The 26,695-nt window shown below is 71.3% G+C and carries 22 protein-coding genes; 10 read left to right on the top strand and 12 right to left on the bottom strand.

All coding sequences use genetic code 11. From position 1 onward, the window contains the following. A partial coding sequence (locus ACZ6YG_RS24950; protein ID WP_466019335.1) for a hypothetical protein occupies nt 1–298 on the bottom strand: 298 nt, incomplete at its 3' end. Between the two features lie 141 nt (nt 299–439). Here ACZ6YG_RS24950 and ACZ6YG_RS24955 point away from each other — a divergent pair. Together ACZ6YG_RS24955 and ACZ6YG_RS24960 are read left to right on the top strand one after the other, a co-directional pair. After that, nucleotides 440–1,012, top strand: coding sequence for a hypothetical protein (locus tag ACZ6YG_RS24955; protein ID WP_466019336.1), 573 nt, complete (start codon nt 440–442; stop codon nt 1,010–1,012). Nucleotides 1,013–1,085: 73 nt separating this feature from the next. Further along, on the top strand, nt 1,086–2,456 hold the full coding sequence (locus tag ACZ6YG_RS24960; RefSeq protein ID WP_466019337.1) for a DNA polymerase III subunit gamma/tau domain-containing protein: 1,371 nt from the start codon (nt 1,086–1,088) through the stop codon (nt 2,454–2,456). A gap of 382 nt (nt 2,457–2,838) precedes the next feature. Here ACZ6YG_RS24960 and ACZ6YG_RS24965 read toward each other — a convergent pair whose 3' ends face one another. The 7 genes from ACZ6YG_RS24965 to ACZ6YG_RS24995 all read right to left on the bottom strand — a co-directional run bounded on the left by ACZ6YG_RS24965 (nt 2,839) and on the right by ACZ6YG_RS24995 (nt 10,167). Then, nucleotides 2,839–3,591 (bottom strand): succinate dehydrogenase/fumarate reductase iron-sulfur subunit, encoded by a 753-nt coding sequence (locus tag ACZ6YG_RS24965; RefSeq protein WP_148029212.1) that lies wholly within the window; start codon nt 3,589–3,591, stop codon nt 2,839–2,841. Next, nucleotides 3,588–5,489 carry a fumarate reductase/succinate dehydrogenase flavoprotein subunit gene (locus tag ACZ6YG_RS24970; protein ID WP_372452410.1) on the bottom strand — a complete coding sequence of 634 codons (1,902 nt, stop codon included), beginning with the start codon at nt 5,487–5,489 and terminating at the stop codon, nt 3,588–3,590. The genes ACZ6YG_RS24965 and ACZ6YG_RS24970 overlap by 4 nt, the downstream gene beginning before the upstream one ends. Before the next feature lie 12 nt (nt 5,490–5,501). Further along, a complete protein-coding gene (locus ACZ6YG_RS24975; RefSeq protein WP_148029213.1) occupies nt 5,502–6,290 on the bottom strand; it encodes a hypothetical protein in 789 nt (262 codons plus the stop codon). A gap of 191 nt (nt 6,291–6,481) precedes the next feature. Then, entirely contained in the window at nt 6,482–6,931 is a 450-nt protein-coding gene (locus tag ACZ6YG_RS24980; protein WP_271280052.1) for a response regulator, read from the bottom strand. Further along, nucleotides 6,924–8,078 carry a sensor histidine kinase gene (locus ACZ6YG_RS24985; RefSeq protein WP_466019338.1) on the bottom strand — a complete coding sequence of 385 codons (1,155 nt, stop codon included), beginning with the start codon at nt 8,076–8,078 and terminating at the stop codon, nt 6,924–6,926. The genes ACZ6YG_RS24980 and ACZ6YG_RS24985 overlap by 8 nt, the downstream gene beginning before the upstream one ends. Then, entirely contained in the window at nt 8,075–9,205 is a 1,131-nt protein-coding gene (locus ACZ6YG_RS24990; protein ID WP_466019339.1) for a PP2C family protein-serine/threonine phosphatase, read from the bottom strand. Before ACZ6YG_RS24990 ends, ACZ6YG_RS24985 begins: the two co-directional genes overlap by 4 nt. 32 nt (nt 9,206–9,237) lie before the next feature. After that, entirely contained in the window at nt 9,238–10,167 is a 930-nt protein-coding gene (locus ACZ6YG_RS24995) for a LysR family transcriptional regulator (protein WP_148034272.1), read from the bottom strand. Between the two features lie 129 nt (nt 10,168–10,296). On the opposite strand from ACZ6YG_RS24995, the gene ACZ6YG_RS25000 reads away from it, so the two are divergent. From ACZ6YG_RS25000 to ACZ6YG_RS25020, 5 genes are all read left to right on the top strand, one after another. Next, a complete protein-coding gene (locus ACZ6YG_RS25000) occupies nt 10,297–11,061 on the top strand; it encodes a succinate dehydrogenase cytochrome b subunit (protein ID WP_364231584.1) in 765 nt (254 codons plus the stop codon). Beyond that, complete coding sequence (locus ACZ6YG_RS25005) at nt 11,058–12,983, top strand: fumarate reductase/succinate dehydrogenase flavoprotein subunit (protein ID WP_148029218.1); 1,926 nt, start codon at nt 11,058–11,060, stop codon at nt 12,981–12,983. Before ACZ6YG_RS25000 ends, ACZ6YG_RS25005 begins: the two co-directional genes overlap by 4 nt. Continuing rightward, entirely contained in the window at nt 12,980–13,720 is a 741-nt protein-coding gene (locus ACZ6YG_RS25010; RefSeq protein WP_148029219.1) for a succinate dehydrogenase/fumarate reductase iron-sulfur subunit, read from the top strand. The genes ACZ6YG_RS25005 and ACZ6YG_RS25010 overlap by 4 nt, the downstream gene beginning before the upstream one ends. 98 nt (nt 13,721–13,818) lie before the next feature. Then, nucleotides 13,819–14,307 (top strand): MarR family winged helix-turn-helix transcriptional regulator, encoded by a 489-nt coding sequence (locus ACZ6YG_RS25015; RefSeq protein ID WP_397199174.1) that lies wholly within the window; start codon nt 13,819–13,821, stop codon nt 14,305–14,307. 71 nt (nt 14,308–14,378) lie between these two features. Further along, a complete protein-coding gene (locus ACZ6YG_RS25020; protein WP_466019340.1) occupies nt 14,379–15,809 on the top strand; it encodes an MFS transporter in 1,431 nt (476 codons plus the stop codon). A 37-nt stretch (nt 15,810–15,846) separates the two neighbouring features. On the opposite strand, the gene ACZ6YG_RS25025 is transcribed toward ACZ6YG_RS25020, so the two are convergent. Continuing rightward, nucleotides 15,847–16,755, bottom strand: coding sequence for an alpha/beta hydrolase family protein (locus ACZ6YG_RS25025; RefSeq protein WP_148029222.1), 909 nt, complete (start codon nt 16,753–16,755; stop codon nt 15,847–15,849). 45 nt (nt 16,756–16,800) lie between these two features. Further along, on the bottom strand, nt 16,801–19,524 hold the full coding sequence (locus ACZ6YG_RS25030; protein ID WP_466019341.1) for an AAA family ATPase: 2,724 nt from the start codon (nt 19,522–19,524) through the stop codon (nt 16,801–16,803). 121 nt (nt 19,525–19,645) lie between these two features. Between ACZ6YG_RS25030 and ACZ6YG_RS25035 the strand changes: the two genes are divergently transcribed. Next, entirely contained in the window at nt 19,646–21,163 is a 1,518-nt protein-coding gene (locus ACZ6YG_RS25035) for an ATP-binding protein (protein ID WP_466019342.1), read from the top strand. A gap of 51 nt (nt 21,164–21,214) precedes the next feature. Here the strand turns inward: ACZ6YG_RS25035 and ACZ6YG_RS25040 are convergent, their stop codons facing one another. Further along, the gene (locus tag ACZ6YG_RS25040; RefSeq protein ID WP_271276293.1) at nt 21,215–21,835 is read right to left on the bottom strand and encodes a phosphotransferase; all 621 of its coding nucleotides are present in this window, start codon (nt 21,833–21,835) and stop codon (nt 21,215–21,217) included. A 145-nt stretch (nt 21,836–21,980) separates the two neighbouring features. On the opposite strand from ACZ6YG_RS25040, the gene ACZ6YG_RS25045 reads away from it, so the two are divergent. Together ACZ6YG_RS25045 and ACZ6YG_RS25050 are read left to right on the top strand one after the other, a co-directional pair. After that, entirely contained in the window at nt 21,981–23,669 is a 1,689-nt protein-coding gene (locus ACZ6YG_RS25045; protein WP_466019343.1) for an ABC transporter transmembrane domain-containing protein, read from the top strand. A 797-nt stretch (nt 23,670–24,466) separates the two neighbouring features. Then, nucleotides 24,467–26,224 carry an ABC transporter ATP-binding protein gene (locus ACZ6YG_RS25050; RefSeq protein ID WP_466019344.1) on the top strand — a complete coding sequence of 586 codons (1,758 nt, stop codon included), beginning with the start codon at nt 24,467–24,469 and terminating at the stop codon, nt 26,222–26,224. Nucleotides 26,225–26,389: 165 nt separating this feature from the next. Here ACZ6YG_RS25050 and ACZ6YG_RS25055 read toward each other — a convergent pair whose 3' ends face one another. Then, nucleotides 26,390–26,683, bottom strand: a complete 294-nt coding sequence (locus ACZ6YG_RS25055) for a type II toxin-antitoxin system PemK/MazF family toxin (protein WP_466019345.1) — start codon at nt 26,681–26,683, stop codon at nt 26,390–26,392. Nucleotides 26,684–26,695: the final 12 nt, after the last annotated feature.

Below are 26,695 nucleotides of genomic sequence, written 5' to 3' on the forward strand. Positions count from 1 at the left end.
TCACGTGGCCGAGCCTGGTCACATGCGTGACCGCGAGGGTCACGTGGCCGAGCCTGGTCACATGCGTGACCGCGAGGGTCACGTGGCCGAGCCTCGTCGCGTGCGTGACCGTGAAGGTTTCGGTCGCGCGGCCGAGTTCGGTGGAGCGCGTGACGCCGGGTCGGCGCGTGAGCCCAGGGGCGGGGAAGATGGCGCGGCCGGGCGAGGTGCGTGGGAGATCGGCTGGGAGGTGCCTGACGACGAGTCGGCGGGTGCTCCCGAGGGCTTGGGCCGCGCGGCGGAGCCGGGTCGGGCGCATATGGCCGGGCCGGCGCGTCAGCCTGGGGCTCGGGAGGATCGCGCGGCCGGGCGAGGTGAGCAAGGGCCTGGCCGGGGGGCGCCTGGCGCGGAGTCGGCGCGTGAACTCGGGGACCTGGACCGCCCGGTCGAGTCTGGCCGGGTGAACGACGCCGAGTCGGCGCGTCAGCCTGGGGACCAGCGGGGCGGTGCGGAGGCTGCGGAGTCGCGTGACCGGTCCGGACGGCCCGAGGCCGGTAAGGCCCGGGAGGAGCACGGGCGGGCCGGTAAGGGCCAGGAGGAGCACGGGCGTGAGGCCGGTAAGGGCGCGGAAGAGTACGGGCGTGAGATCGGTAAGGGCGCGGAGGAGCGCGGGCGTGAGGCCGGTAAGGGCGCGGAGGAGCACGGGTGGGGGGCCGAGCTTCAGGAGCCTTCGCTGGAGGGCGGGGCGGGCGAGTGGCCCGCGGCTCCGGATCGGACGCATCAGCATGGCGAGGTGAAGCTGCCCGAGGTGGCTCCGCCGCCGGTCGAGGCCGCGCAGGAGGTGGTTCCCGGGGCGCCGCTGCCGAGGACCGTCGACGGGGCGCAGGTGAGTGTACGAGCCGCGGAGAGGACGAATCCGCTGGCCGGGGTCGGCGGGTTGCCGTACGTGGCGGGCGGGATCGGGGTGTTGCTCGTGGGACTCTGGGCAGTCGCCAAGGCACAGGCCCGGCGTATGCGGAGAAAGGTATTCTAGATCCGTCTTTACTGTTCCTTTGACCCGACTAGTATTCCCTTGACCGTGGATTCGCCAATCGCGGAGGGCACAGGTGGCACGCAAACGAGCGACGGCCGTCTCCGCCATGGTGCTCGCTATCGGGTTAACCGGCATCGGGGTCATCCCGTTCGTCGGCGCGGGCGCGACGGCTTCGGCTACGGCGCTGGACCCGGTGGAGCCGTGTGACGTCGGGCAGGAGTGCCCGCCGCAGACCACCGTGACGATCACCACCACGCTCCCGACCCCGACCCCGGAGCCGGAGCAGCCCGAGACCACGATCACCAAGACGGTCACCGCGAAGCCCACCAAGACGACCAAGGCTCCCGAGCCGACGAAGACCAAGACGACCAAGGCCTCCGACCCGGCGCCGGTCACGCAGTCGGTGGCCCCGCCGCCGCAGCAACTGCCGGAGGAGACGCCGCAGGAGGTGCCGGACCCCGTCACGTCGTCGGCCGAAGAGTCGGTGCAGATGCCCACCGTGGCCGGCACCGACACCCCGACACCCGCGCTCTCCACCGACGCCGCCTCCGTCGAGAGCGACACGGTGCAGTTGGAGGTGCGCAACGCGGCGCCGGAGTACGACCAGCGCAGTCTCACCCAGCGGCTCAGCATCCCGGCGCTGATCATGGTGCTGCTGGCGTTGTTCGCGGTGCTGATCTTCGAGGGGCGGCTGCGCCGGATGGCTCACGCCGCGGCGGTGCGCAAGGCCGGTCCGCAGGCCGGGGCCTACCCCGGGGCCTATCCTCAGCAGCCCGGCCCGTACCCGCACCAGGCCGAGGGCTACCCGGCGGGGCCCGGTTACGCCACCGCGGGCGTCGCGGCCCCCGGCTACCCTGGCGGCACCGCGTACGCGCCGATCATCAGCTTCGTGCCCGTCCAGACGTTCCCGAGCGGGCAGGTCCAGTACGGCGCGGTCTACCACGACCCGAACGCCCCCCACACCGCGCCCGCCCCCATGCCCGAGCAGGGTCCCGTCGTCCTGGCTCCCGACCAGTACGGTTCGTACAGTCACCAGCCGGGCGAGCCGCCGTCGTCGCGTCACCAGCCGGGCGAGGACGCGTACGGTCGCCAGCCGGGTGAGGCGGGCAGGGACTCGTCGGGGCACCAGCCGGGTGAGGCGACCAGGGAATCGTATGGTCACCAGCCGGGTGAGGCGGAGAGTGAGCAGCTCCGGGCGCCGTTCGAGCCGTTGATCGCGCCGGAGCCGCCGTCCTCCGACATCCCACCGGGCGGCGCGGCCCCGTACGAGGACACCCCGGATCGGCCTCTGGGCCCGGCCTCGGCTGCCGAGTCCGGCGACTCCGAGCCCTGGTTCGGCCCGCGGACGACAGGCAACCCGCCGTCCGACCTCGACCGTACGATCGTGCAGCGCTTCCCCGACGACGATCACGGTCCGGACGAGCGCGGACGCCACCCCCGCTGACACCCGCCTGCGGCGAGCACTGCGCGTTCCGGGCCGAGTGTGTCCGTTCACGGTGAGCGCGGCAGGTTCCGAGCGAGGGCTTGTTCACGGCGGCAAGGCGTGTTTCCGGCCGAGCGCCTCGTTCCGGGCTGAGTCCGGTGAACGCGGCGTGTTCCCGGCGGAGGGCTCGTTCGCGGGGAGCAAGGCGGGTTTCGGGCGAGCGTGTCCGTTCACAGCGAGCAGAGCGTGTTCTCGGTGGAGGCTCTTTCGCGGTGAGCGCGGCTCGTTCCCGGCGGAGCGCCTGTTCCCAGCGGGTACGGCGTGTTCCGGGTGCCTGCCGGTAGGACGGTGCTGGAGATGGGAAACGCGGCGGGAACGAGGGCCCGCCGCGTTTCCGGGGGTGTTACTTGGCGCGTTTGAAGATCTTGCTGCCGAGCCAGACCAGCGGGTCGTACTTGCGGTCGGCGACGCGCTCCTTCATCGGGATCAGCGCGTTGTCGGTGATCTTGATGTGCTCGGGGCACACCTCGGTGCAGCACTTGGTGATGTTGCAGTAGCCGAGCCCGTGGTCCTCCTGGGCCGACTCCTTGCGGTCCGCGACGTCGTACGGGTGCATGTCGAGCTCGGCGATCCGCATCAGGAACCGGGGCCCGGAGAAGGCCGGCTTGTTCTCCTCGTGGTCGCGGACCACGTGGCAGACGTTGTTGCACATGAAGCACTCGATGCACTTGCGGAACTCCTGGGACCGCTCGACATCGACCTGCTGCATCCGGTATTCGCCCGGCCGCACGCCCTCCGGGGGCGTGAAGGACGGCACCTCCCTGGCCTTCTGGTAGTTGTACGAGACGTCGGTGACGAGGTCCTTGATGACGGGGAAGGTGCGCATCGGCGTCACCGTGATCGTCTCGTCCTCGGCGAAGGTCGACATGCGGGTCATGCAGCTCAGCCGCGGCTTGCCGTTGATCTCCACCGAGCAGGAGCCGCACTTGCCGGCCTTGCAGTTCCAGCGCACGGCCAGGTCGGGGGCCTGGGTCGCCTGGAGCCGGTGGATGATGTCGAGGACGACCTCGCCTTCGTTCACCTCGACGGTGAAGTCCTCGAGCTTGCCCTCGCCGCTCTCACCGCGCCAGATCCTGAACTTCGCCTTGTAACTCATTTCGCGATCCTGTCGAACTCGTCCATCTCGTCGTCGGTGAGGTACTTGCTCAGCTCGTCGCGGTCGAACAGAGTGATCAGGTCGTCCCGCATCGCGGGCTGCTCCTGTTCTTCGACCGTGATGGACCCGCCGTCCTCGGTGGAGCAGACCAGCAGCTTGCGCCGCCACTCCGGCCGCATGCCCGGGTGGTCGTCGCGGGTGTGGCCGCCGCGGCTCTCCTCGCGCATCAGCGCGGCCTTGGCCACGCACTCCGACACGAGGACCATGTTGCGCAGGTCGAGCGCGAGGTGCCAGCCGGGGTTGTAGATGCGCGAGCCGCCCGCGCCGACGAGCTGCACGCGCTCCTTGAGCTTCTCCACGACCTCCAGCGCCTCGGTGAGCTCCTCGGCCTTGCGGATGATGCCGGCCAGCTCGTTCATGGTCCGCTGGAGCTCGTGGTGCACTTCGTACGGGTTCTCGCCGCTGGAGCGCTCGAGCGGCGCCAGCGCCTCGGTGCGGGCCGCGTCCACCTGCTCCTGGGCCACCTTGGGCCGGGCGGGCAGCGCGTCCACGTAGGCCGCGGCGCCGGCGCCCGCGCGCCGGCCGAACACCAGCAGGTCCGACAGCGAGTTGCCGCCGAGCCGGTTGGAGCCGTGCATGCCGCCGGACACCTCGCCGGCCGCGAACAGCCCGGGTACGGACGCGCCGCCGGTGTCGGCGTCGACCTCGACGCCGCCCATGATGTAGTGGCAGGTCGGGCCCACCTGCATGGGCTCGGCGGTGATGTCGACGTCGGCCAGCTCCTTGAACTGGTGGTGCATCGACGGCAGCCGCCGCTTGATCTCCTCGGCCGGGAGGCGGGTGGACACGTCCAGGTAGACGCCGCCCTGCGGTGACCCACGGCCCGCCTTCACCTCGGCGTTGATGGCCCTGGCCACCTCGTCACGGGGGAGCAGCTCCGGAGGCCGGCGGTTGTTGGCCTGGTCGGTGTACCAGCGGTCGCCCTCCTCCTCGGTGGTGGCGTACTTGTCCTTGAACACCTCGGGGATGTACTTGAACATGAAACGCTCGCCCTCGGAGTTGCGCAGCACGCCGCCGTCGCCGCGGACCGACTCGGTGACGAGGATGCCGCGCACGGAGGGCGGCCAGACCATCCCGGTGGGGTGGAACTGGATGAACTCCATGTTGATGAGGTTCGCGCCGGCCAGCAGGGCCAGGGCGTGACCGTCACCGGTGTACTCCCAGGAGTTCGAGGTGACCACGTAGGACTTGCCGATGCCGCCGGTGGCCAGCACCACGGCGGGCGCGTCGAAGAGGACGAAGCTGCCGGTCTCGCGCCAGTAGCCGAACGCCCCGGAGATCCGGTCGCCGTCCTTGAGCAGGCGCGTGACCGTACATTCCTGGAAGACCTTGATGTAGGCCTCGTAGTCGCCGTGCTGCTCGTGGTCCTCCTGCTGGAGGGCCACCACGCGCTGCTGGAGCGTGCGGATCATCTCCAGGCCGGTGCGGTCGCCGACGTGCGCCAGTCGGGGATACTCGTGGCCGCCGAAGTTGCGCTGGCTGATCTTGCCGTCCTTGGTGCGGTCGAAGAGCGCTCCCCAGGCCTCCAGCTCCCAGACCCGGTCCGGCGCCTCCTTCGCGTGCAGCTCGGCCATCCGCCAGTTGTTGAGGAACTTGCCGCCCCGCATGGTGTCGCGGAAGTGCACCATCCAGTTGTCGTCGGAGTTGACGTTCCCCATCGCGGCGGCGGCCCCGCCCTCGGCCATGACGGTGTGGGCCTTGCCGAACAGCGACTTGCACACGATCGCCGTGCGCTTGCCCTGCTGGCGGGCCTCGATGGCGGCACGCAGCCCGGCGCCTCCCGCGCCGATGACGACCACGTCGTACTCGTGACGCTCGATGTTGATCGAGTTATCCACTTGAACTGATCCTTACGCGAACGGGAAGGCGATGATGCCCTTGGCCACCAGGCGGACGTAGAGGTCGGCGCCCATGACGGAGAACATCGAGGCCCACGCCCACTGCTGGTGCTTGGCGTTGAGCTTGGAGACGAAGGTCCAGGCCCGGTAGCGGAGCGGGTGACGGGAGAAGTGGTTGAGCCGGCCCGCGGTGATGTGACGGCAGGAGTGGCAGCCGAGCGTGTAGCCGAGGATGAGCACGGCGTTGAGCATCAGGATCCAGCTGCCGAGGCCGATCGGCTTGTGCACGACGGCCAGTACGGCGTCGTAGGTGAGGATGGCGCCGATCAGGAGCGCGAAGTAGAAGAAGTAGCGGTGGATGTTCTGCATGATCAGCGGGAAGCGGGTCTCACCGGTGTACTTCCCGTGCGGCTCCTGCACCGCGCACGCGGCGGGCGACAGCCAGAACGAGCGGTAGTAGGACTTGCGGTAGTAGTAGCACGTCAGCCGGAACCCGCCCGGCAGGCCGAGGATCAGCAGCCCCGGCGGGAGCGCGTACCAGTCGCCGACGGGCGCCCACCCGAACAGCCGCGCGCCGTCACAGACCTCCTGCGTGGTCAGACAGGGTGCGGCGAAGGGGGCGATGTAGGGTTCGGCGAAGTTGCTCGTGTCGAGGATCGCCCACACACCGTAGATCAGAAATGAGCTGAGCCCGAGGAATACCAGCAGCGGGGTGAGCCACCACCGGTCGGTGCGCAGCGTGCGCACCTTGACCTGGGCACGCTGCTTTCTCGCTGGGGCATCGGGCGTCGTCTGGGTCATCGCGGACCTCTCCACCTCCCGCGGACCCCGCACGCCTGGGGTCCGGGTCGTTCTTCTAGGCGCGTTCGGCGGTGACTATGCCGCGCGGGCGCGCAGTTGGTGTGGCATACGTTACGACGAGCGCATCGCGATTTGTGAGGACGGTCACTCACTTTCTCCTGCTCACGCTGTGATTCCTGTCACGTATCCCGTCAGGGGCGCTGTCCCTGGTAAGGCAACTTCACCACAGTCACAAAAAAGTTATCGATTTGACGGACAACCCTTATGAATTGCCCAAAATCTACGGGTTTAGCCACGTATGCATTGGCGTGCAGCCGGTAACTCCGGACGACGTCCTCCTCGGCCTTCGACGTCGTCAGGACGACCACCGGGATCGTCCTGAGTACCGGGTCGGCCTTCACCTCCCTGAGCACCTCCAGGCCGCTCTTCCTGGGCAGGTTGAGGTCGAGCAGGACGAGGTCCGGCCTCGGCGCGCCCGCGTGGGCCCCCTCCTGGCGCAGGAACGCCATCGCCTGCTCGCCGTCGCCCACCACGTGCAGGCGGTTGCGCAGCTTGCCGAGGTCGAACGCCTCCCGGGTGATCAGCACGTCGCCCTGGTCGTCCTCCACCAGGAGCACCTCGACAGGCCGCCAGTCAGGCATCGTCGTCACCGGCGGCGGGCAGCGTCCAGCGGAACGTGGTGCCGCGGCCGCCGGTCTCGCCCGGGTCGCCGTCGAGCCAGAGCCGGCCGCCGTGATAGTCGACGATCTTGCGGCAGAGCGCCAGGCCGATGCCGGTGCCGGCGTAGACGTCGCGCGGGTGCAGCCGCTGGAAGATCAGGAAGATGCGGTCGGCGTACTTGGGATCGACGCCGATGCCGTTGTCGGAGCAGCTGAACTCCCACATGCCGTCTCTCTCGACCGCCTCGATCCGGACGTGCGGCGGCTCGTCGCCGCGGAACTTGACCGCGTTCTCGATGAGGTTCTGGAACAGCTGGGTGAGCTGGCTGGGACTGCCCGTCACCCGGGGCAGCTCGCCCGTGGTGACCGTGGCCCCGGCGTCCTCGATGGCCGCCGACAGGTTGTCCAGCGCCGCCCGCACCGCCACGCCGCTGTCCATGGGCGCCTTCTCGCCGCCCACCCGGCCCACGCGGGAGAAGTCGAGCAGGTCGTTGATGAGCAGCTGCATGCGCTTGGCGCCGTCGACCGCGTAGTGGATGTACTGCCTGGCCCGATCGTCGAGCTCGTTCTCGTACCGCTGCTCCAGCATCTGGGTGAAGCTCGCCACCTTGCGCAGCGGCTCCTGGAGGTCGTGGCTGGCCACGTACGCGAACTGCTCCAGCTCGCCGTTGGAGCGGCGCAGCTCGTCGGCCTGGTCGGAGGCGGTGCGCCAGGCCGACAGGATGCGCCTGCGCATGGAGTCGATGTGGCTCGACAGCTCGGCCAGCTCCGCGGGCCGCTCGACGCCGAGCCGGTGGTCGAAGTCGCCGCCCGCGACCGTGCGCACCTGCTCGGTCAGCCGGGCGATGGGGTCGAGCACGGTGAAGCGCACGATGAACGCCAGCGCCACACCGGCGACCAGGATCACCACGAACAGCACTACGAGCGCGACGTTGAGCCGGTCGATCTGCGCGGCCACCTCCGGCTTGGGGGCCAGCTCGCGCGCCTGGGCGATCATCAGCATGATGAGCGCCACGCCGGCCAGGAACGCCGCCGCGGTGGCCGCCCCGGCGAAGACGAACCAGCGCGCTATCGGCACCCTGCCGACGCCGGTCGGCGGCTTGGCGGGGGGAAGCGGGTTGATGCTCATGTCTCGCCCCTGCTGACGATCACGGCCGCCAGGTCGTCCTTGAGAGTCCCGACCTCGCCGATGAGCCGGTCGATGTCGATCGCGCCGTGCAGCCGTACCAGCTCGACGAGCCCCTCCACGCCGAGCAGCTCGCCGCCGAGGGCGGCCTCGATCAGCCCGTCGGTGTAGAGCATCATCGACCAGCGCTCGCCCAGCGGCACGTCGAGCACCGCCCACTGGGCGTCCGGGAAGATGCCGAGCGGCGGGCCGGACGGCGCGCCCTCGACGACCTCGACCACCCCGTCGCGCACCAGCACCGGGGGCGGGTGGCCGGCCACCCGCATCCGGGCGCTCGCCAGGTCGGGCGCGATCGTGGCCATGCAGAGCGTGGTGAAGATCTCCGGGGCCCTGCGCTCGGCCCGCAGCAGCGTGTCGAGCGTGCGCAGCAGCAGGTCGCCGGTCTGCCCGGCGAGGACGAGGGTGCGCCAGGCGATGCGCAGCGCCACCCCGAGCGCGGCCTCGTCGGGCCCGTGGCCGCACACGTCGCCGACGATCACGTGGACCGAGCCGTCGGGCGTCTGCACCGTGTCCAGGAAGTCGCCGGCCAGCCGCTGCCCCTGCGAGCCGGGCAGGTAGCGGGTGGCGTGGCGCAGCTCGCGGGTGCGCAGCAGCGGCACGGGCAGCAGGCCGTTCTCCAGGCGGGCGTTCTCCTTGGCGGTCAGCTCGGCCTCGACCAGCCGGCGCTGGGCCAGGTCGGCGCGCTTGCGCTCCATGGCGTAGCGGATGGCCCTGGCCAGCAGCCGGGCGTCGACGTCCTGCTTCACCAGGTAGTCCTGGGCGCCCGCCTGCACCGCCGCGACCCCGACGTGAACGTCGCGTAACCCCGTCAGCACCAGCACCGCGGCGTGCGGCGCCAGGTCCAGCACGTGCTGCAGCGCCTCCAGGCCGGTCGCGTCGGGCAGCGAGAGGTCGACGAGCACGCACTGGATCTGCGGGCCGAGCTGGGCCTTCGTCTCCTCCAGGCTCCGCACCCAGGTGATCCTGGGTGGCGCCTCGGCCTGCTTCAGCAACTCCTCCACGAGGAACGCGTCTCCCGCGTCGTCCTCGACCAGGAGCAGCGTCAGCGTTTCGTTCAGAGTCGCGGTCACGCACGCCCTTCCGCAGATTGAGGCCGTGCTGCTCATTCTGCGATGAGCTCGACCCCTTGTGGAAGGGTGCCTTCCTGCCCTGCTTCGATCACGTAAGAGAGAAGCGTCGCCCGGAACGCCTGCGCGGCCCTGATCGGTTCCACGTCCTTGCGGTGCGCCAGCGCGATGGTCCGGCTCAGCCCGGGCGGCGCCAGCGGCGTGCCGGCCAGCCCCGGCCGCCCGTCCAGCACCATCGACGGCACCACGGCCACGCCCAGCCCCGCCTCCACGAACCGCAGCACCGCGTCCATCTCACCGCCCTGGACCGCGAACCGGGGCTCGAACCCGGCCTGCCGGCAGGCCGCCAGCGTCGCGTCGCGCAGGTCGTAGCCGGTCCTGAACATCACCAGCGGCCTGCCGCGCAGCTCGTCGATGCGCAGGTACGGCTTGCGCGGCCGCTCGGCGGCGGGCGAGGCCACGACCAGGTTCTCGCGCAGGATCTCCTCCGTCACCAGCGACGGGTCGTCGTGCTGCAGCGGCATGATGATCAGCGACATGTCGAGCTGGCCGCGCGCCAGCGCGCGCACCAGGTCGCGCGAGCCGCCCTCCTCGACCAGCAGGCCGATCCCCGGGTACGAGTGATGGAAGCGGGCCAGGGCGTCGGCCATGAGCCCCGCGCAGAGCGAGGGCGTCGCGCCCAGCCGCACCTGGCCCCGGCGCAGCCCGGCCAGCTCGGCGACCGCCTGCCTGGCGGTGTCGGCGTCGGCCAGCATCCGGCGGGCCAGCGGCAGCAGCGCCTCCCCGGCCGGGGTCAGCGTGACGTTGCCGCGCGCCCGGGAGAACAGCGGCGCGCCCAGCTCGTGCTCCAGCGCCTTGATCTGCTTGCTGAGCGACGGCTGCGCGACCCGCATCCGCTCAGCCGCGTGGGTGAAGTGCCTGGTCTCGGACACGGTGACGAAGTACGCCAACTGCTGGAACTGCATGTGATTTTCCTCGCAACCGGCCAGCCCGGTGAACGTGCTTATGCCGTACAAACCAGACATCATAGCCGCTGGCTATCGAAACCAGGCCCCTCATGACTTGGACGGATCATCGCAGGCTACCTAGCGTCGATGAACGTGACTGCCACGATAGAGCGCGGCGCCGCCACCGCGCCCGTTATCCCCCCCAAGGGTGAAGAGAAGCCCAGAGCCAAGAGGCCTGGCGGATTCCTGACCTCGTCCAACGGCAAGAAAGCCGTCATGGCCGTCACGGGGGCCGTCATGGTGCTCTTCCTCGTCGGCCACATGCTCGGCAACCTCAAGATCTTCGCGGGCCGCGACTCCTTCAATGAGTACGCGCTCGCGCTGCGCACCCTGCTGGAGCCGATCGCCCCGTACCGGACCCTGCTCACCCTCGTCGAGATCGTCCTCGTGGTCTCGGTCGTCCTGCACATGTGGGCCGCGATCTCGCTGTCCCGCCGCGCGGCCGCGGCCCGGCCGGTGAAGTACGCGGCCAGGAAGAAGTCGCAGGCCAAGGGGTACGCGACGCACATCATGCGGTTCGGCGGCATCACGATCGCGCTCTTCGTGGTCTGGCACCTGCTCGACCTGACCTTCGGCGTGGTGAACCCGAAGGGCTTCGACTCCTCACCGGCCGACCGGATGATCGCCGGGTTCGACCCGTCCCGGTGGTACGTGACGCTTCTCTACATCGTCGCCGTCGCCATGGTCGGCCTGCACCTGCGGCACGGCATCTGGAGCGCCTTCCAGACGCTCGGCGTGGCCAACCGCGACAGGAACAGGGCGCTGCGCGCGGTCGCGGGGCTCGGCTCCGCCGTCCTGGTCATCGGTTTCCTCGCGCCGCCGCTCGCCATCACGTTCGGAGTGGTCCAGTGAATTTCGTCGAAGGCGCGGAGATCCGCGACACCAAGGCACCGGCCGGTCCCATCGAGGAGCGGTGGGAGAAGCGCAAGTTCGGCGCCCGCCTGGTCAACCCCGCCAACAAGCGCAAGCTCGACGTCATCGTGGTGGGCACCGGCCTGGCCGGCGGTTCCGCCGCCGCGACGCTCGGCGAGCTCGGCTACAACGTCAAGTCGTTCTGCTATCAGGACTCGCCCCGGCGCGCCCACTCCATCGCCGCCCAGGGCGGCATCAACGCCGCCAAGAACTACCGCGGCGACGGCGACTCGATCTACCGCCTGTTCTACGACACGGTGAAGGGCGGCGACTTCCGCGCCCGCGAGTCGAACGTGTACCGCCTGGCCGAGGTCTCGGTGAACATCATCGACCAGGCCGTGGCCCAGGGCGTGCCGTTCGCCCGCGAGTACGGCGGTCTGCTCGACACCCGCTCGTTCGGCGGCGCACAGGTGTCGCGGACCTTCTACGCCCGCGGCCAGACGGGCCAGCAGCTCCTGCTCGGCGCCTACCAGGCGCTGGAACGGCAGATCGCGGCCGGGACCGTCGAGATGTTCACCCGGCACGAGATGCTCGACCTGATCGTCTCCGACGGCCGGGCGCGCGGCGTCATCGTGCGCGACATGGTGACCGGCGACATCGAGCGGCACTTCGCCGACGCCGTGGTGCTCGCCACCGGCGGCTACGGCAACGTGTTCTACCTGTCCACGAACGCCAAGGGCTGCAACACCACCGCCATCTGGCGGGCGCACGAGCGCGGCGCGTACTTCGCCAACCCCTGCTACACGCAGATCCACCCGACCTGCATCCCGGTCTCCGGCGACCACCAGTCGAAGCTCACGCTCATGTCGGAGTCGCTGCGCAACGACGGCCGCGTGTGGGTGCCGCTGCGCAAGAACGACTCCCGCGCCCCCGGCGACATCCCGGACGCCGAGCGCGACTACTACCTGGAGCGGATCTACCCCGCCTTCGGCAACCTGGTCCCGCGTGACATCGCCTCCCGCGCCGCCAAGAACGTCTGCGACGAGGGCCGCGGCGTCGGACCCGGCGGCCTGGGCGTCTACCTCGACTTCCGCGACGCCATCGGCCGGCTCGGCCGCGACGCCGTGGAGAAGAAGTACGGCAACCTGTTCGAGATGTACGAGCGCATCACGGGCGAGAACCCGTACGAGACGCCGATGCGCATCTACCCGGCCGTCCACTACACGATGGGCGGACTGTGGGTGGACTACGACCTGCAGTCGACGGTCCCCGGCCTGTTCGTGATCGGCGAGGCCAACTTCTCCGACCACGGCGCCAACCGGCTCGGCGCGTCCGCGCTGATGCAGGGCCTGGCCGACGGCTACTTCGTGCTGCCCACCACGATCGGCGACTACCTGGCCGACGGGCCGTTCGGTGACGTCGACGAGGAGGCCGTCGCGGCGGCCGAGGTCGCGGTGCGCACGAAGATCGACCGGCTGATGTCGGTGAACGGCACCCGCACCCCCGACTCCTTCCACCGCGAGCTGGGCAAGCTCATGTGGGACTACTGCGGCATGGACCGCACCGAGGAGTCGCTGCGCAAGGCCCTGGAGCGCATCCCCGAGCTGCGCCAGGAGTTCTGGGAGAACGTCAAGGTCACCGGCGTCGCCGAGGAGCTGAACCAGACGCTGGAGAAGGCCGGCCGGGTGGCCGACTTCTTCGACCTGGCCGAGCTCATGTGCCTGGACGCCCTGGTGCGCAGCGAGTCGTGCGGCGGCCACTTCCGGGCCGAGTCGCAGGACTCCGACGGGGAGGCGCTGCGCGACGACGAGAACTTCGCGCACGTCTCGGCGTGGGAGCACTCGCCGGACGGCACGCCGGTGCTGCACAAGGAGCCGCTCGAGTACGAGTACGTCAAGATGAGCCAGCGGAGCTACAAGTGAACCTGACCCTGAAGGTCTGGCGTCAGAGCGGCCCCAAGGACCGCGGACGCATGGTGACTTATCGGGTGGAGGATGTTTCGCCCGACATGTCCTTCCTCGAAATGCTGGATGTGCTGAACGAGCGGCTCATCCTCGAAGGCGACGACCCGATCGCCTTCGACCACGACTGCCGCGAGGGTATCTGCGGCATGTGCGGCATGGTCATCAACGGCGTCGCGCACGGCGAGCAGGTGGCCACCACCACCTGCCAGCTCCACATGCGGCACTTCGAGGACGGCGCCACCATCACCATCGAGCCGTGGCGGGCCGCGCCGTTCCCCGTGATCAAGGACCTGGTCGTCGACCGGAGCTCCTTCGACCGCATCATCCAGGCCGGCGGATTCGTCTCCGTCCCGGCCGGCTCCGCTCCCGACGCGCACAGCGTGCCCGTCCGCAAGGAGGACGCCGACGCCGCCTTCGACGCCGCCACCTGCATCGGCTGCGGCGCCTGCGTCGCGGCCTGCCCCAACGGGTCGGCGTCCCTCTTCACCGCGGCCAAGATCACCCACCTGAGCCTGCTCCCGCAGGGCCAGCCCGAGCGCCTGTCCCGCGCCAAGGCCATGGTGGACCAGATGGACGCCGAGGGCTTCGGCGGCTGCACCAACACCGGCGAGTGCACGGCCGTCTGCCCGAAGGGCATCCCGCTGGACACGATCGCCCAGATGAACAGCGACTACCTCAAGGCCAACGCCAAGTAGCCCGCTTCTCCGGAAGGGCCGCGCGGTTCCCACCGCGCGGCCCTTTCCTGCTCCTGTTGGGGATAATCCGGTTCGGGACGGTTGAGTAGGCTGGCGGCATGACCGCCATGGCACCCGGCCGCTCCGAGCCTGACCTGTCGTTCCTGCTCGACCACACCAGTCACGTGCTGCGTACGAAGATGGCGGCCGCGCTGGCCGAGATCGGCCTGACCGCGCGCATGCACTGCGTGCTCGTCCACGCCCTGGAAGAGGAGCGTACGCAGATCCAGCTCGCCGAGATCGGCGACATGGACAAGACGACCATGGTGGTCACCGTCGACGCCCTGGAGAAGGCGGGCCTGGCGGAGCGCCGCCCCTCCAGCACCGACCGGCGGGCCCGCATCATCGCGGTCACCGAGAAGGGCGCCGAGGTCGCCCACCACAGCCAGCGGATCGTGGACGGCGTGCACCGGGAGGCGCTGGACGCCCTGCCGGAGAAGGAGCGGGAGATGCTCCTGTCGGCGATGAAGCGGCTGGCCGAGGGTCATCTCGCCACCCCGGTGGAGGTCGCGCCCGGCGCGCGCAGGGCCAGGCAGTCCCGGAAGTAGTTCTGTAAAGGATCGTCTACAACAAAACTATCTGTTAAGGTCTCTCCTGTTTCCCATGAACAGGAGGGGCCATGTCGCCCACCCCGCACCGCCGGCTCGCGTTGATCGTGCTGTCCGCGGCGAGCCTGATGACGATCCTCGACGGCAGCATCGTGACCGTCGCGATGCCGGCCATCCAGCACGATCTGGGCTTCACGGCCGCCGGGCTGAGCTGGACCGTCAACGCCTACTTGATCCCCTTCGGCGGCCTGTTGCTCCTCGCCGGGCGGCTGGGCGACCTGATCGGCCGCAAGACGATGTTCCTGGCCGGCAACACCCTCTTCACCGTCGCGTCACTGCTCGCCGGCCTGGCCACCACGCCCGGCATGCTGGTCGCCGCCCGCTTCCTGCAGGGCGCGAGCAGCGCCATGGCGGCGGCCGTGGTCCTCGGCATCCTGGTCACCCTGTTCACCGAGCCGGGCGAGCGGGCCAAGGCGATCGGCGTGTTCAGCTTCACCGGCGCGGCCGGCGCCTCCATCGGCCAGGTGCTCGGCGGCGTGCTCACCGACGCGCTCTCCTGGCACTGGATCTTCTTCATCAACCTGCCGATCGGGCTGGCCACCGTCGCGCTGGCCGCCCGCGTGCTGCCCGCCGACCGCGGCACGGGGCTCTCGGCGGGCGCCGACGCCCTCGGCGCCGCGCTGGTCACCGGCGGCTTGATGCTGGGCATCTACACCGTCATCAAGATCGAGGAGTACGGCTGGGCGGCGGCCCACACGCTGGGCCTGGGCGCGCTGTCGGTCGCCCTACTGGCCGGCTTCTTCGTCCGCCAGGCCACCGCCCGCACCCCGCTCATGCCGTTGCGCGTCTTCCGCTCCCGCAACGTCTCCGGCGCGAACCTGACCCAGATGCTGGGCCTTTCGGCCATGTTCGCCTTCCAGATCCTCGTCGCGCTCTACATGCAGAAGGTCCTCGACTACAGCGCGCTGGAGACGGGCCTGGCGATGCTGCCCGCGGCGGTGGCGATCGGCGGGATCTCGCTGTTCCTCTCCGCACGGCTGAACGAGCGGTTCGGGGCGCGTGCCGTGCTCATCGCCGGCCTGGCCCTGCTGATGGCCGCGATGGGCTGGCTCTCCCGGGTGCCGGTCGAGGCGTCGTACGTCACCGACCTGCTGCCGGCCATGCTGCTGATCGCCGGGGGCGGGCTGGTGCTGCCCGCGCTGGCCACGCTGGGCATGTCGGCCGCCAGGGCCGACGACGCGGGGCTCGCCTCGGGGCTGTTCAACACCACCCAGCAGATCGGCATGGCGCTGGGCGTGGCCGTGCTGTCCACGATGGCCGCGTCCCGCACGGGAGACCTGCTGGCCCGGGGCATGACGGACGCGGCGGCCCTCACCGGCGGCTACCGGCTGGCGTTCGGCATCGCGGCCGCCCTGCTGCTGACGGCCCTCATGGTCGCGGTGACCGTGCTCCGCTCGCCCGCACCGGCCACGGAGGACCTCGTGGAGCGCAGGCCGGTCTGACGGCCTCCCCGGGGTGGGGAGGCCGTCGAAGAGCGGGTCAGCTGTGCGGGCAGGTGTCGCGATACTCCTCGATGGCGGTGCCCCGGGGGGCCGGGCAGAGGAAGGGGTCGTAGCGGAGGTCGTCGTCCACGAAGCGCTTCAGCCAGGCGACCATCGACTTGGCCATCGTGGTGTTGGTGGTCTGCGGGAAGAAGTGGCTGGCGCCGTTCAGCTCCAGATACGCCTTCTCCGACGAGGCGGGGATGCTCTCGTAGAACGGCTGGGAGTGGGTGGTGACCGAGGCGACCGAGTCGTTCTCACCGCCGATGATCATCGTGGGGACGCGGACGCCCGACCAGTTCTTGGTCAGGTTCCACGGGGCCAGCGGCACGGCCGCCTGCAGGCTGGGGCGGTCGTCGGCGGCTTCGAGGCTGCCGCCGCCGCCCATCGAGTGGCCCGCCACCGCCAGCCTCGACGGGTCGATGCGGCTGCGCACCGCGGTCGGGCTGTCCTCCACCAGCCAGTCGAGCGCGGCCAGGAGCTGGCGGCCGCGGCTGGCCGGCTGGTCGTAGCGGCTGTTGGTCTCGATGCCGATGACCACGAAGCCGTGCGAGGCGATCCGCGGGCCGAGCCACGACAGGCTCGACCAGGAGGCGGTGTAGCCGGGCGAGATGGCGATCGCGCCGAATGTGCCCTGGCTGGTGTCGTTCGGGTAGTAGACGCGACCGCCGCCGAACCCGGTCACGAGCGAGGACACGGACTGGTCCGAGGTGCTGAACGGGCCGCGGCTCGCCTCCAGGAGGGAGTCCGTCGGGTTCGGGCCGCGCTCGAACGGTCCGGCGGCGCTAGCCGGCTGGGCCAGGGTGAGGGCGCCGCAGGCGAGGGCTGCGGCCACGGCGAGTCTGGCGATCGCGTTGCGGGGATACACGTCGGCAACTCCATCTGTGGGGGGTGCGAACGCCGCCATTGTCAGACCGGGCGGCGCGTCCCCGCATCGCGTGAATCGCCGGTGTCAGAACAGCAGCCGCGCCAGCTCCACCCGGGACCGCACGCCCAGCCTGGCGAACACGTTGCGCAGATGATGGTCGACGGTGCGCGGGCTGAGGAAGAGCTGGGCGGCCACCTCCCGGTTCGTCGCGCCCTCCGCCACCAGCCGGGCGATGCGCAGCTGCTGGGCCGTCAGCACCTGCTCGGGGCCGCCGCCGGGCGCCGGGCGGGCCACGGTCTCACCGGCCGCGCGCAGCTCGGCGCGGGCCCGCTCGCTCCACAGCCGCGCCCCCAGCCGCTCGAACGTCTCCAGCGCGCCGTGCAGGTGCTCCCGCGCGGCTCCCGGCCGGCGTTCCCTGCGCAGCGCGCCCCCGTACAGGAGCTGGGTGCGCGCCGTCTCGAACCGGCACGCGCCCTGCCGGTGCAGCTCCAGGGCCTCCTGGAAACGCTCGCCCGCCTCGCCGGGCGCGGCGAGCAGCGCCCGGCAGCGCGCGACGAGCGCGCGCCGGTCCGGGCTGCTCGTACTCCCGGCCCACCGCTCCAGCACCCGCAGCGCCGCCGTGGCGCGCCGGTCGTCGCCTGTACGGGCCGCGGCCTCGATGAAGTGCGGGCTGGCCATGACCCGTACGACGACATGGTCGTTGTCACGGTGCCCGCGCAGCCGGGCGGCGGAGTCGGCGAGCCTGCCGGCGGCCAGGTCGAGGTGGGCCAGCGCCCAGGTGCCGAGGGCGCCGGCGATGCCCAGGCCGTGCGACTCGGCCAGGTCGAGCGCGCGGTGGGCGCGGTCGCGGCAGGCGTCGGCGTCGCCCTGCACCGCGTCGGCGTGCGCCAGCCAGGCGAGATGCTGGGCGGCGGCGTTGGGCTGGCCGGACGCCTCGGCCAGCCGGAGCCCCTCCGCGGCGTGCGCGGCCACCGACGGGTAGCGGCCCAGCCAGAAGTGCGCCTGCACCACCGACTCCAGCAGTTGCGGCACGAGCGTGACCGCGCCGCGCCGGCGCGCCGTGTCGACCGCGCGCGCCGACAGCTCCAGCGCGGTCGCGTCCTCGCCCAGCAGCAGGCTCGCCACGCACGCCCACACCAGCGGGACGGGGCTGCGCACCGCCGGGGCGAGCCGCACCACCCGCCGCAGCGGCCCCGCCGCCGCGCGATGGTCGCCGCTGAACGTGGCGGCGATCCCCTGCAGATACTCGAACATGAGCTGCGCGTTCGCGCAGTCGTCGGGACGGCGCAGCAGGGCGACCTGCCCGGCGATGGCGTGGAAGGTACGGATGTCGCCGGTCAGATAGCTGGCCTCGGCCGCGTGCAGCAGCGCCTTGACGCCGTCGATCCGGTCGCGCTGCACCAGGCAGGAGGCGGCGGTCAGCAGCTTGTCCCTGGCGCTGTCGGCGTGACCGCTCAACAGCTCCAGCCTGCCGCGCATGAGCTGGGCCTGGCCCTCCAGAGGGTGCCTCGGCTGCGCGAGCAGCCACCTGGCCCGGGGCACGTCACCGGACACCCAGGCGTGGCGGGCGGCCGCGGCCAGCCACTCCGTCCTGCGCTCCTCGACGCCGGTCAGCTCGGCGGCGTGCTCGTACGCGGCGGACCTGCCCGGGTAACCCCGCGCGGTGGCGGCGGACGCGGCGGCGGCCAGCTCGGCGGCGAGCTGATCGGGCGGCCCGTCCAGGGCGTGCGCGCGGTGCCAGGCGCGGGCGAGCCGGTGCCGGTCGCCGTCGAGGAGCCTGCCCAGCAGGGCGTGCGCCGCGCGCCTGCGGGCCGGCGGCGCCTCCGCGTAGGCGACGGCACGCACCGTCTCGTCCGCGAACCCGTACCGCCCGCCCTCCGCCCTGATCAATCCCGCGCGCTCGGCCGGCGCCAGGACGGCGGGCGGCCCGGCGGCCAGGAGTTCGCGGTGCAGCCGCGCCTCTGCGCCGGACTCCTGGGCGGGTCGCCGGCGGAGAGTCTCGGCGTTCAGCCCCGGATGGGCGGCGAGCAGGAGGAGCAGGAACCGGGTGGCCTCCGGGAGCCGGGCCAGCCGCTCGGCGTGCGCGCGGTGCAGGCGCCCGCCCGGCGGGAGACCCGTGGGCGGCGCGGCCAGCCCGGCGCGCTGCTCGGGCGTCAGCGATCCGACGAGTTCGCGCCACGCCAGCGGGTTGCCTCCGGCCAGCCGCGCCAGGCAGGTGCGCAGGTCGTCCGGGAGCGCGCCCGCCGCCAGCTCGTGGGCGAGCGCCCGGCACGCGGCGGGATCCAGCCCTTCCAGCACCCGCACGGGCACGTCCTCCGGCAGCCCGGCCGCGTCCCGCACCGCCAGCAGCAAGGCGATCCGCTCGCCCGCCACCCTCCTGGCAGCGAAGCACAGCGCCTCCCTGCTGACCTCGTCGAGCAGGTGCAGATCGTCCACGCACACCAGCACCGGCTCGGCCGCCGCCAGCTCGGCCAGGAACTCCAGCACCGCAGCGGGCAGCGCCATCCCGTCCCCGGCCGTGCCCCGCCGCAGCGCCCGCGCCAGCACCGGCGACCGGACCAGCCGCGCCACCGGCCGCAGCAGCGCGTGCAGCCCGGACCCGGCCAGCCGCGACTCCTGCGGCACCCCGCGGGCGCGCAGGACGGCGAACCCACCGGCCATGGACGCGGCCCGGCCGAGCACGGCGGTCTTGCCGATGCCCGGCGGTCCCGCCAGCACCAGCGCGCCGCCGTCGCCGGCCCGCGCCGCGTCGAGCAGCAGCCGCACGGCGTCCAGCTCGGCGGCTCGGCCATGCAGCCCCTCTGACATGACCAGAGTGTGACTCGCGTTTGTCAACCGGAAAAGGGCCCAGCTGTAAAGTCGGCGAAATCGCCGATGGGACGGTGTGGCTTAATTAGTATGTTTCTGAGCATACAAATTAGGAGGCGTGATGGAGAAGCCCCGGCGGGTGCTGGCCCGCGAGATGGAGTGGTCGGCGTTGACCAGCTTTCTCGAGCACCCGGATCGCCGACTGCGGCTGGCCGTCGTGTCGGGCAGGCGGCGGGTGGGGAAGAGCTACCTGCTCCGCGCCCTGGCCGAAACCGCGCATGGTCTCTACGTCACGGCGGTCGTGGAAGAGGGCGTGGTCCTCGCCAGGCGGCGGTTCGCGACGGAGATCGCGCGGTACGCGGGCATCGACCCCGGGCTCATGGCGGACGCCGGTTGGGAGACCCTCCTGACCACGGCCATCGAGTTGACAGCGGGCCGGGGTGGGTTGCTGGTGATCGACGAGTTGCCGTACTGGATGGCGCACTCTCCGGAACTGCCCGGCCTGTTGCAACTGCTCTATGACCGGTCGCAGGCGGGGGAGGGGTCGGAGGGCGGCCGGGTGATCGTATGCGGCTCGGCGCTCTCGGTGATGAACGAACTGTTGTCCGGCACCAAGGCGCTCCGCGGTCGCGCCGCCGTCGACCTGCGGCTGCATCCGTTCAACCTGTCCACCATGGCTCGCCACTGGGGCATCGGTGATCCGCACGCGGCCCTGCGGGTGCACGCCGTCTACGGCGGCTCCCCGGGTTACCGCAACCTGGCCAACGTGCCACCGCCGCAGTCTCTCGCGGAGGTGGACGACTGGGTCGCGGCCACGGCTCTCGACTCCAGCCAGGCGCTGTTCTCGGAGAGCGAGAGCGAGTATCTGCTCCGCGAGGACCCCCGCTTCACCGGCAGCTCCCTGCACTACGCGATCATCAACGCGGTAGCCGGTGGAGCGACGAGTCCCAGCAAGATCGGCGGCTTGCTTGAACTGTCGCGTACGTCGCTGACTCGCCCCATCGAGGCGCTGGTCACCGCTGGTTACCTGCGGTACGACAGCGATCCGTTGTGGGAGCGCCGTCCGGTGATCAGCGTGGTCGACCCCATCGTACGGTTCCACAACCTGATCACCGTGCCGCAGCGCGACCTGGTGGAGACCGGACAGGGAGCGGAGGCCTGGCGCAGGGCGCGACCTGCCTTCGACTCCCGGATCCTCGGCCCGCACTTCGAGGAGTGCGCCAGGGGGTGGCTGCGGGGTCAGACGGCCACCGCGCTGCGTGGCGCCGCAGGTCAGATCACCTCGACCGTGGTCGACGACGGGAAGGGCCGGGCCAGGCACGAGATCGACGTCATCGCGCTGGACAAGCGAGGCGGGCGAGCGGTCGTCGGCCTCGTCGGCCTCGTCGGCCTCGTCGGCGAGGCGAAGGCGACGATCACCAAGGGGGGCATGGCCGATCTCGACCGGTTGGACATGCTCGCGGGGCTGCTCTCACAGCACGGTCACGACACCTCGGCCGCCACGCTCGCGATCTTCTCGCTGACGGGATTCCACCGGGATCTCATCGAGGCGGCGCGCGCCCGGGGCGACGTGCTCCTCGCCGACCTGGAAACGCTCTTCGGGATTCGCGAGCCGGTGGTCACGCCCAGGGAAGGCTGAATGAGCCGGGCCGGAGCCGGACGGCTGCCGCGGCCGGTGAGGCCGGAACGGTCAGGCGACCCAGTCGGCGGTGTCGTCGATCCGCTGACGCCACAGCTTCTCGCCCTCGCCGCCCGGCTCCCACCGCGCGGCGAAGTCCAGCAGGTTGCGGCAGCGGTTGAGCATCGCCGCGTGACGCTCCTCCCACGACGGCACCGGCCCCCCGTACGCCTCGAAGAAGTGACGGAGGTGGGGAACGTGCTCCGGATGGTGGGCGCGCACGATCCACTCGCACCACGCCAGATCCTCCACCGGCCGGCCGGGATGCGCCCACTCCCAGTCGAGGATCGCCACCGTCCTGAACGTCTCCGGGTCGAACAGCATGTTCTGCGGCCCGTAGTCGCCGTGCACGAACCCCATCCGGTGCAGCCGGGACAGCGCGCGGCCGCACTCGGCGAGCACCTCGACAGGGTGACCCTCGTCGAGCAGGTCCTGACCGTGGACGCCCGGGATGTAGTGCATGCTCACGCTCGTGTCGGTCACCGCGTGCAGCTTCGGCACCGGCATCCGTCTGCGCAGCCGCCGCAGGAACCGCGCCTCCGTCCGGAGCCGGACGGCGGCGTCGGGCCCCTGGTAGCACTTGACGACGAGAGCGCCGTCTCCGACCGTGCTGTTGGTGTACCCGTGCTCCACGAGAGACGATTGTGGCGTACTCCTGAGGTCGGTGTGAGGGGGCACGCCCAGACTGACCCATCTTGTACGAAACGTCGGGTGATCGACACGCTGCGGGATAAATCAATTGCCGATCAACCAGGGACTTTGCCACTGTTGACTGGCTATGCGCTCCCTTCCTGACGCCGACCCCGGCCTGCCCGACATCCGCAGCCCGTTCCGCTATCTGTGGTGGAACGCGCGGCGGCAGAGCCGCGCCCTCCTGGCCGGCATCGCCTTCGCCACCACCTGGTGGCTGGCGCAGGCGCTGGTCCCGGCCGCGCTCGGCATGGGCATCGACGCGCTCAGGCTGAAGGACACCGGCGCGCTGCTCGCCTGGTCGGGCATTTTGCTGGGGCTGGGGCTGGTGCAGGCGTTCACCGGGATCATGCGGCACCGGTTCGCCGTCTACAACTGGCTGTCGGCCGCCTACCGCACGGTCCAGCTCACCACCCGGCAGGCGGCCAGGCTCGGCGCCACCCTGTCGAAGCGCCTGTCGACCGGCGAGGTGGTCAGCGTCGGCAACTCCGACATCGCGCACATCGGCAGCTCCATGGACATCCTGCTGCGCGGCACCGGGTCCGTCGTGGCGATCGTCGCGGTCACCGTGATCCTCATCTCGACCTCGCCCGTACTCGGGCTCATGGTGCTGATCGGCGTGCCCGTGATGACGGCGGCCGTGGGGCCGCTGCTGCGGCCCCTGCACCGCAGGCAGAAACATCAGCGCGACCTGACCGGCGACCTGGCCACCAGGTCCGCCGACATCGTGGCCGGGCTGCGGGTGCTCCGCGGCATCGGCGGCGAGCAGGTGTTCGCGGAGCGCTACCGGGAGGAGTCGCAGCGGGCCCGCCACGCGGGCGTCGGCGTCGCCCGGGTGGAGTCGCTGCTCGAAGGCGCCCAGATCGTGCTGCCCGGCCTGCTCATCGCGCTCGTGACCAGCGTCGGCGCGGCCTTCGCCGTCGACGACCGGATCACCGTCGGCCAGCTCGTCACCTTCTACGCGTACGCGGTCTTCCTGGTCGCGCCGATGCGCACGATCACCGAGGCGGCCGACCGGCTCACCAAGGGACACGTCGCCGCCCGCCGGGTGGTGCGGATCCTGTCGATCGAGCCGGAGGTGACCGGCGGCACGGGCAGCACCGCGGGCGGCGTGCTGCGCGACAGCCACAGTGGTGTCACCCTGCAGCCCGGCTCTCTCACCGCGCTCGCCGCGGCCCGGCCGGAGGACGCCATCTCCATCGCCGACCGGCTGGGCCGCTACTCCGACGGCGACGTCACGTTCGGCTCCGCCGACCTGGCGTCGCTGCCGGTGGAGGAGGTCCGGGCGCGCGTCCTGGTCGCGGACAACGGCGCCCGCCTGTTCACCGGGACCCTCCGGGACGAGCTGGACGTGCGCGGCACCGCGACCCCCGAGCTGATCAGCCGGGCCCTGCACGCGGCGTGCGCGGAGGACATCGTCGAGGCGCTGCCCGGCGGGCTCGACGCGCAGGTGGCTGAGGCGGGGCGGGAGTTCTCCGGCGGTCAGCAGCAGCGGCTCCGGCTCGCCCGGGCGCTGCTGGCGGACCCCGAGGTGCTCATCCTCGTCGAGCCGACCAGCGCCGTCGACGCCCACACCGAGGCGCGCATCGCCGACCGGCTGGCGGCGGCGCGACGTGGCCGCGCCACGCTGGTCTGCACGACCAGCCCGCTGGTGCTGGGCCGGGTCGATCACGTGATCTACGTCGAGGACGGCCGGGTCCAGACGGAGGGCACCCACCGCGATCTCCTGACCACCTGCCCGGCATACGCGGCCACGGTCACGAGAGGGGAGACCTGACGAGATCCCGCACCCTTCGGAGTTTCGGACCTCCAGAGGTGGGCCTGAGGGGATCAGCGGCGAAGAGGAGAAACGGCCCCCGACCAAGGACTGCGCGGGCGGCACGGCCCCCGGGAGGCGAAGGGTCGCACATCGGGAGGCAACGTGTCCGCAGGAGGAGCCCGACGCAGAGCGGAGACAGGACAGGGCGGCATCGGGCGAACGGGGGGAGCGGTAAGTGCGGAGATGGGCTCCAGTGACTCCGGGTGCACGGCGGGAGCAGTGACGGCGGAGGCAGGGCGGGTCGGCCCCGCGTGAACGGCGGGAGCGGTGACTGCGAAGGCGGGACGGGGTGGCTCCGGGTGAACGGGGGAGCGGTGAGTGCGGAGATGGAAGGGGGTGGCCCCGGGTGCAACGGCGGGAGCGGTGACTGCGAAGGCGGGACGGGTCGGCCCCGCGTGAACGGGAGAGCGGCGACGGCGGAGGCAGGGCGGGTCGGCCCCGCGTGAACGGCGGGAGCGGTGACTGCGAAGGCGGGACGGGGTGACTCCGGGTGAACGGCTGGAGGTTGGCTGCGGAGCCGGGACGGGGCGGCTCGGGGTGAGGGCAGGGGCCGGCCTCGGCCTCGGCGGAGGCCGGATGGGGTGGGTTAGGACGAAGGCCGGGCCGGGAGTCTGAGGGATCGGGTGGAAAGGCCGGCCGGGGAGTCTAAGGGATCAGGTCGAGGGGCCGGCAGGGAGTCTGAGGGATCGGGTGGGGGCCGGCAGGGAGTGGGACGAGAAGTGGATGTCGAGCTGAGAGGGGAGGGGTGACGGGGGATGGCCCGCGAGATTCTTCCGGTCGCCGATCGGAAGCAGGTGCGCGCCTACGCGCGGCGGTTGACGTTGAAGTATCCGCGGCGGCTCGCCACCGCCCTCGCCCTGCACGCGCTCGCCGCCGTCGCCGGACTGGTGGTGCCGTGGCAGCTCGGCATGCTGGTCGAGGACGTCGAACGAGGCGTCGCGGTGAACGTGGTGCTGTTCGCGGCCGGCGTCGCGGGGTTTCTGCTGCTGCAGGGCGTGCTGGTCAGGTATGCGGTGCTGGCCTCGGCCAGGCTGGGCGAGAAGGTGCTGGCGGAGCTGCGCGAGGAGTTCGTCGAAAGGGTGCTGGCCCTGCCGCTGTCGACGGTGGAACGGGCCGGCTCCGGCGACCTGCTCACCCGCACGTCGCGCGACGTCGACTCGCTGTCGAGGACGGTGCGGCACGCGGTGCCGGAAACCCTGATCGCGGTCGTCACGTTCGTCATCACCATGGGCGCGATCGTTCTGGTCAGCCCGCTGCTCATGCTGCCGATGCTGCTGGCCGCGCCGCTGCTGTTCTTCTCCACCCGCTGGTATCTCCGGCGGGCCAGGGACGGCTATCTTCGCGAGAACGCCGCGTACGCGGAGATGACCGAAGGGCTGGCCGAGACCGTCGAGGGCGCCAGGGCCGTGGAGGCGCTCGGCCTGGAGCGGCGGCGGCGCGAGCGGGCCGACCGCGACATCGCCGGTTCGTTCGCCGCCGAACGCTACACGCTCGGGCTGCGCACCGTCTGGTTTCCGTCGGTGGAGCTGGGCTATGTGGTGCCGCTCGTGGCGACGCTGCTCGTCGGCGGGTTCCTCTACAGCGCCGAGTGGGTGACGCTGGCGCAGGTCACCTCCGCCGCGCTCTACGCGCAGCAGCTCGTCGACCCGCTTGACCGGTTTCTCATGTGGATCGACGAACTCCAGGTGGGCGGGGCGGCCATGGCGCGGCTGCTCGGGGTCGCGAACGTGCCCGACGACCGCGCGCCCTCCGGCGCCCGGCCCGCCGGTGAGCTGCTGAGTGCCGACCAGGTGCGCTACGCCTACCGGGAAGGGCGGGACGTGCTGCACGACGTGTCGCTGACCGTGCGGCCCGGCGAGCGGCTGGCCATGGTGGGGCCGTCGGGCGCGGGGAAGTCGACGCTCGGCAGGTTGCTCGCCGGCATCCACGGCCCCGGCGCCGGGACCGTCACGGTCGGCGGCGTGCCGCTGGTGGACCTGCCGCTGGACGAGCTGCGCGGGCACGTCGCCTTGGTCACCCAGGAGCACCACGTGTTCAAGGGCACCCTGCGGGACAACCTCGTGATCGCCAGGCCCGGCGCCGACGAGGAGGCGGTGCGTGAGGCGCTCGCGGCCGTGGACGCCCTGGACTGGGTGCTCGGCCTGCCGGACGGGCTGGACACGGTGGTCGGCTCGGGCGGACTGGCGATCTCGCCCGCGCACTCGCAGCAGCTCGCGCTGGCCAGGCTCGTGCTCGCCGACCCGCACACGCTGGTGCTGGACGAGGCCACGTCGCTGATCGACCCGCGGGCCGCCAGGAACCTGGAGCGCTCGCTGGCGGCGGTGCTGGACGGGCGCACGGTCATCGCCATCGCCCACCGGCTCTACACCGCGCATGACGCGGACCGGGTGGCGGTGGTGGAGGACGGACGGATCATCGAACTGGGCTCCCATGACGAGCTGGTGGCGGAAGGCGGCTCCTACGCCGCTCTCTGGCAAAGCTGGCACGGCACCTTGGACCGCGCTCCGGTCTGAGCCGGTGCTGAGGTCCGAGGTGGTGCTTCGGTTGAGGGCGTTCAGTTCATCTCGTTTGTCCGGCATGAACGAAGAACCCTTCGGAGAACCCCCTCGGGCTGAGCGTGCCTGACGGTCCGCTCAGCCCGCCTTGGCCATGGAGAACTGCTGTTGACCGCCGGAAGGTCAGCCGAGCAGGCCGAGATACTGGGCCAGCCGTCCCTGTATCTGCGTCAGCACGTCCTCGTCCAGAGTGCCGGTCCGATCTTCCAGCACGGACTTCATGAGAGGCTGCACCGCGGGAACCCGGATACAGCACTTCTTGATCACGCCGCCCTGGCCCCTGGCAAGCTGCACGTCGAATCGGGTCCGCCGCGAAGTCGAGCTCGAAACGGGACAGACGAGGACGAACGGCCAGTCGGGGTCGCCATTGGACTGCCCGCCGGTGACCACGACCACGGGACAGCGTTCGTCGTGCACAACCCGCTCTTC

It is taken from the genome of Nonomuraea sp. NPDC054003 (assembly GCF_055585125.1).

Coding starts and splice junctions, on each gene's coding strand:
- ACZ6YG_RS25030 (WP_466019341.1), bottom strand. CDS start 19,524: ATGTCAGAGGGGCTGCATGGCCGAGCCGCCGAGCTGGACGCCGTGCGG.
- ACZ6YG_RS24965 (WP_148029212.1), bottom strand. CDS start 3,591: ATGAGTTACAAGGCGAAGTTCAGGATCTGGCGCGGTGAGAGCGGCGAG.
- ACZ6YG_RS25045 (WP_466019343.1), top strand. CDS start 21,981: ATGCGCTCCCTTCCTGACGCCGACCCCGGCCTGCCCGACATCCGCAGC.
- ACZ6YG_RS25015 (WP_397199174.1), top strand. CDS start 13,819: ATGACCGCCATGGCACCCGGCCGCTCCGAGCCTGACCTGTCGTTCCTG.
- ACZ6YG_RS24995 (WP_148034272.1), bottom strand. CDS start 10,167: ATGCAGTTCCAGCAGTTGGCGTACTTCGTCACCGTGTCCGAGACCAGG.
- ACZ6YG_RS24985 (WP_466019338.1), bottom strand. CDS start 8,078: ATGAGCATCAACCCGCTTCCCCCCGCCAAGCCGCCGACCGGCGTCGGC.
- ACZ6YG_RS24975 (WP_148029213.1), bottom strand. CDS start 6,290: ATGACCCAGACGACGCCCGATGCCCCAGCGAGAAAGCAGCGTGCCCAG.
- ACZ6YG_RS25050 (WP_466019344.1), top strand. CDS start 24,467: ATGGCCCGCGAGATTCTTCCGGTCGCCGATCGGAAGCAGGTGCGCGCC.
- ACZ6YG_RS25000 (WP_364231584.1), top strand. CDS start 10,297: ATGAACGTGACTGCCACGATAGAGCGCGGCGCCGCCACCGCGCCCGTT.
- ACZ6YG_RS25020 (WP_466019340.1), top strand. CDS start 14,379: ATGTCGCCCACCCCGCACCGCCGGCTCGCGTTGATCGTGCTGTCCGCG.
- ACZ6YG_RS25025 (WP_148029222.1), bottom strand. CDS start 16,755: ATGGCGGCGTTCGCACCCCCCACAGATGGAGTTGCCGACGTGTATCCC.
- ACZ6YG_RS24980 (WP_271280052.1), bottom strand. CDS start 6,931: ATGCCTGACTGGCGGCCTGTCGAGGTGCTCCTGGTGGAGGACGACCAG.
- ACZ6YG_RS25035 (WP_466019342.1), top strand. CDS start 19,646: ATGGAGAAGCCCCGGCGGGTGCTGGCCCGCGAGATGGAGTGGTCGGCG.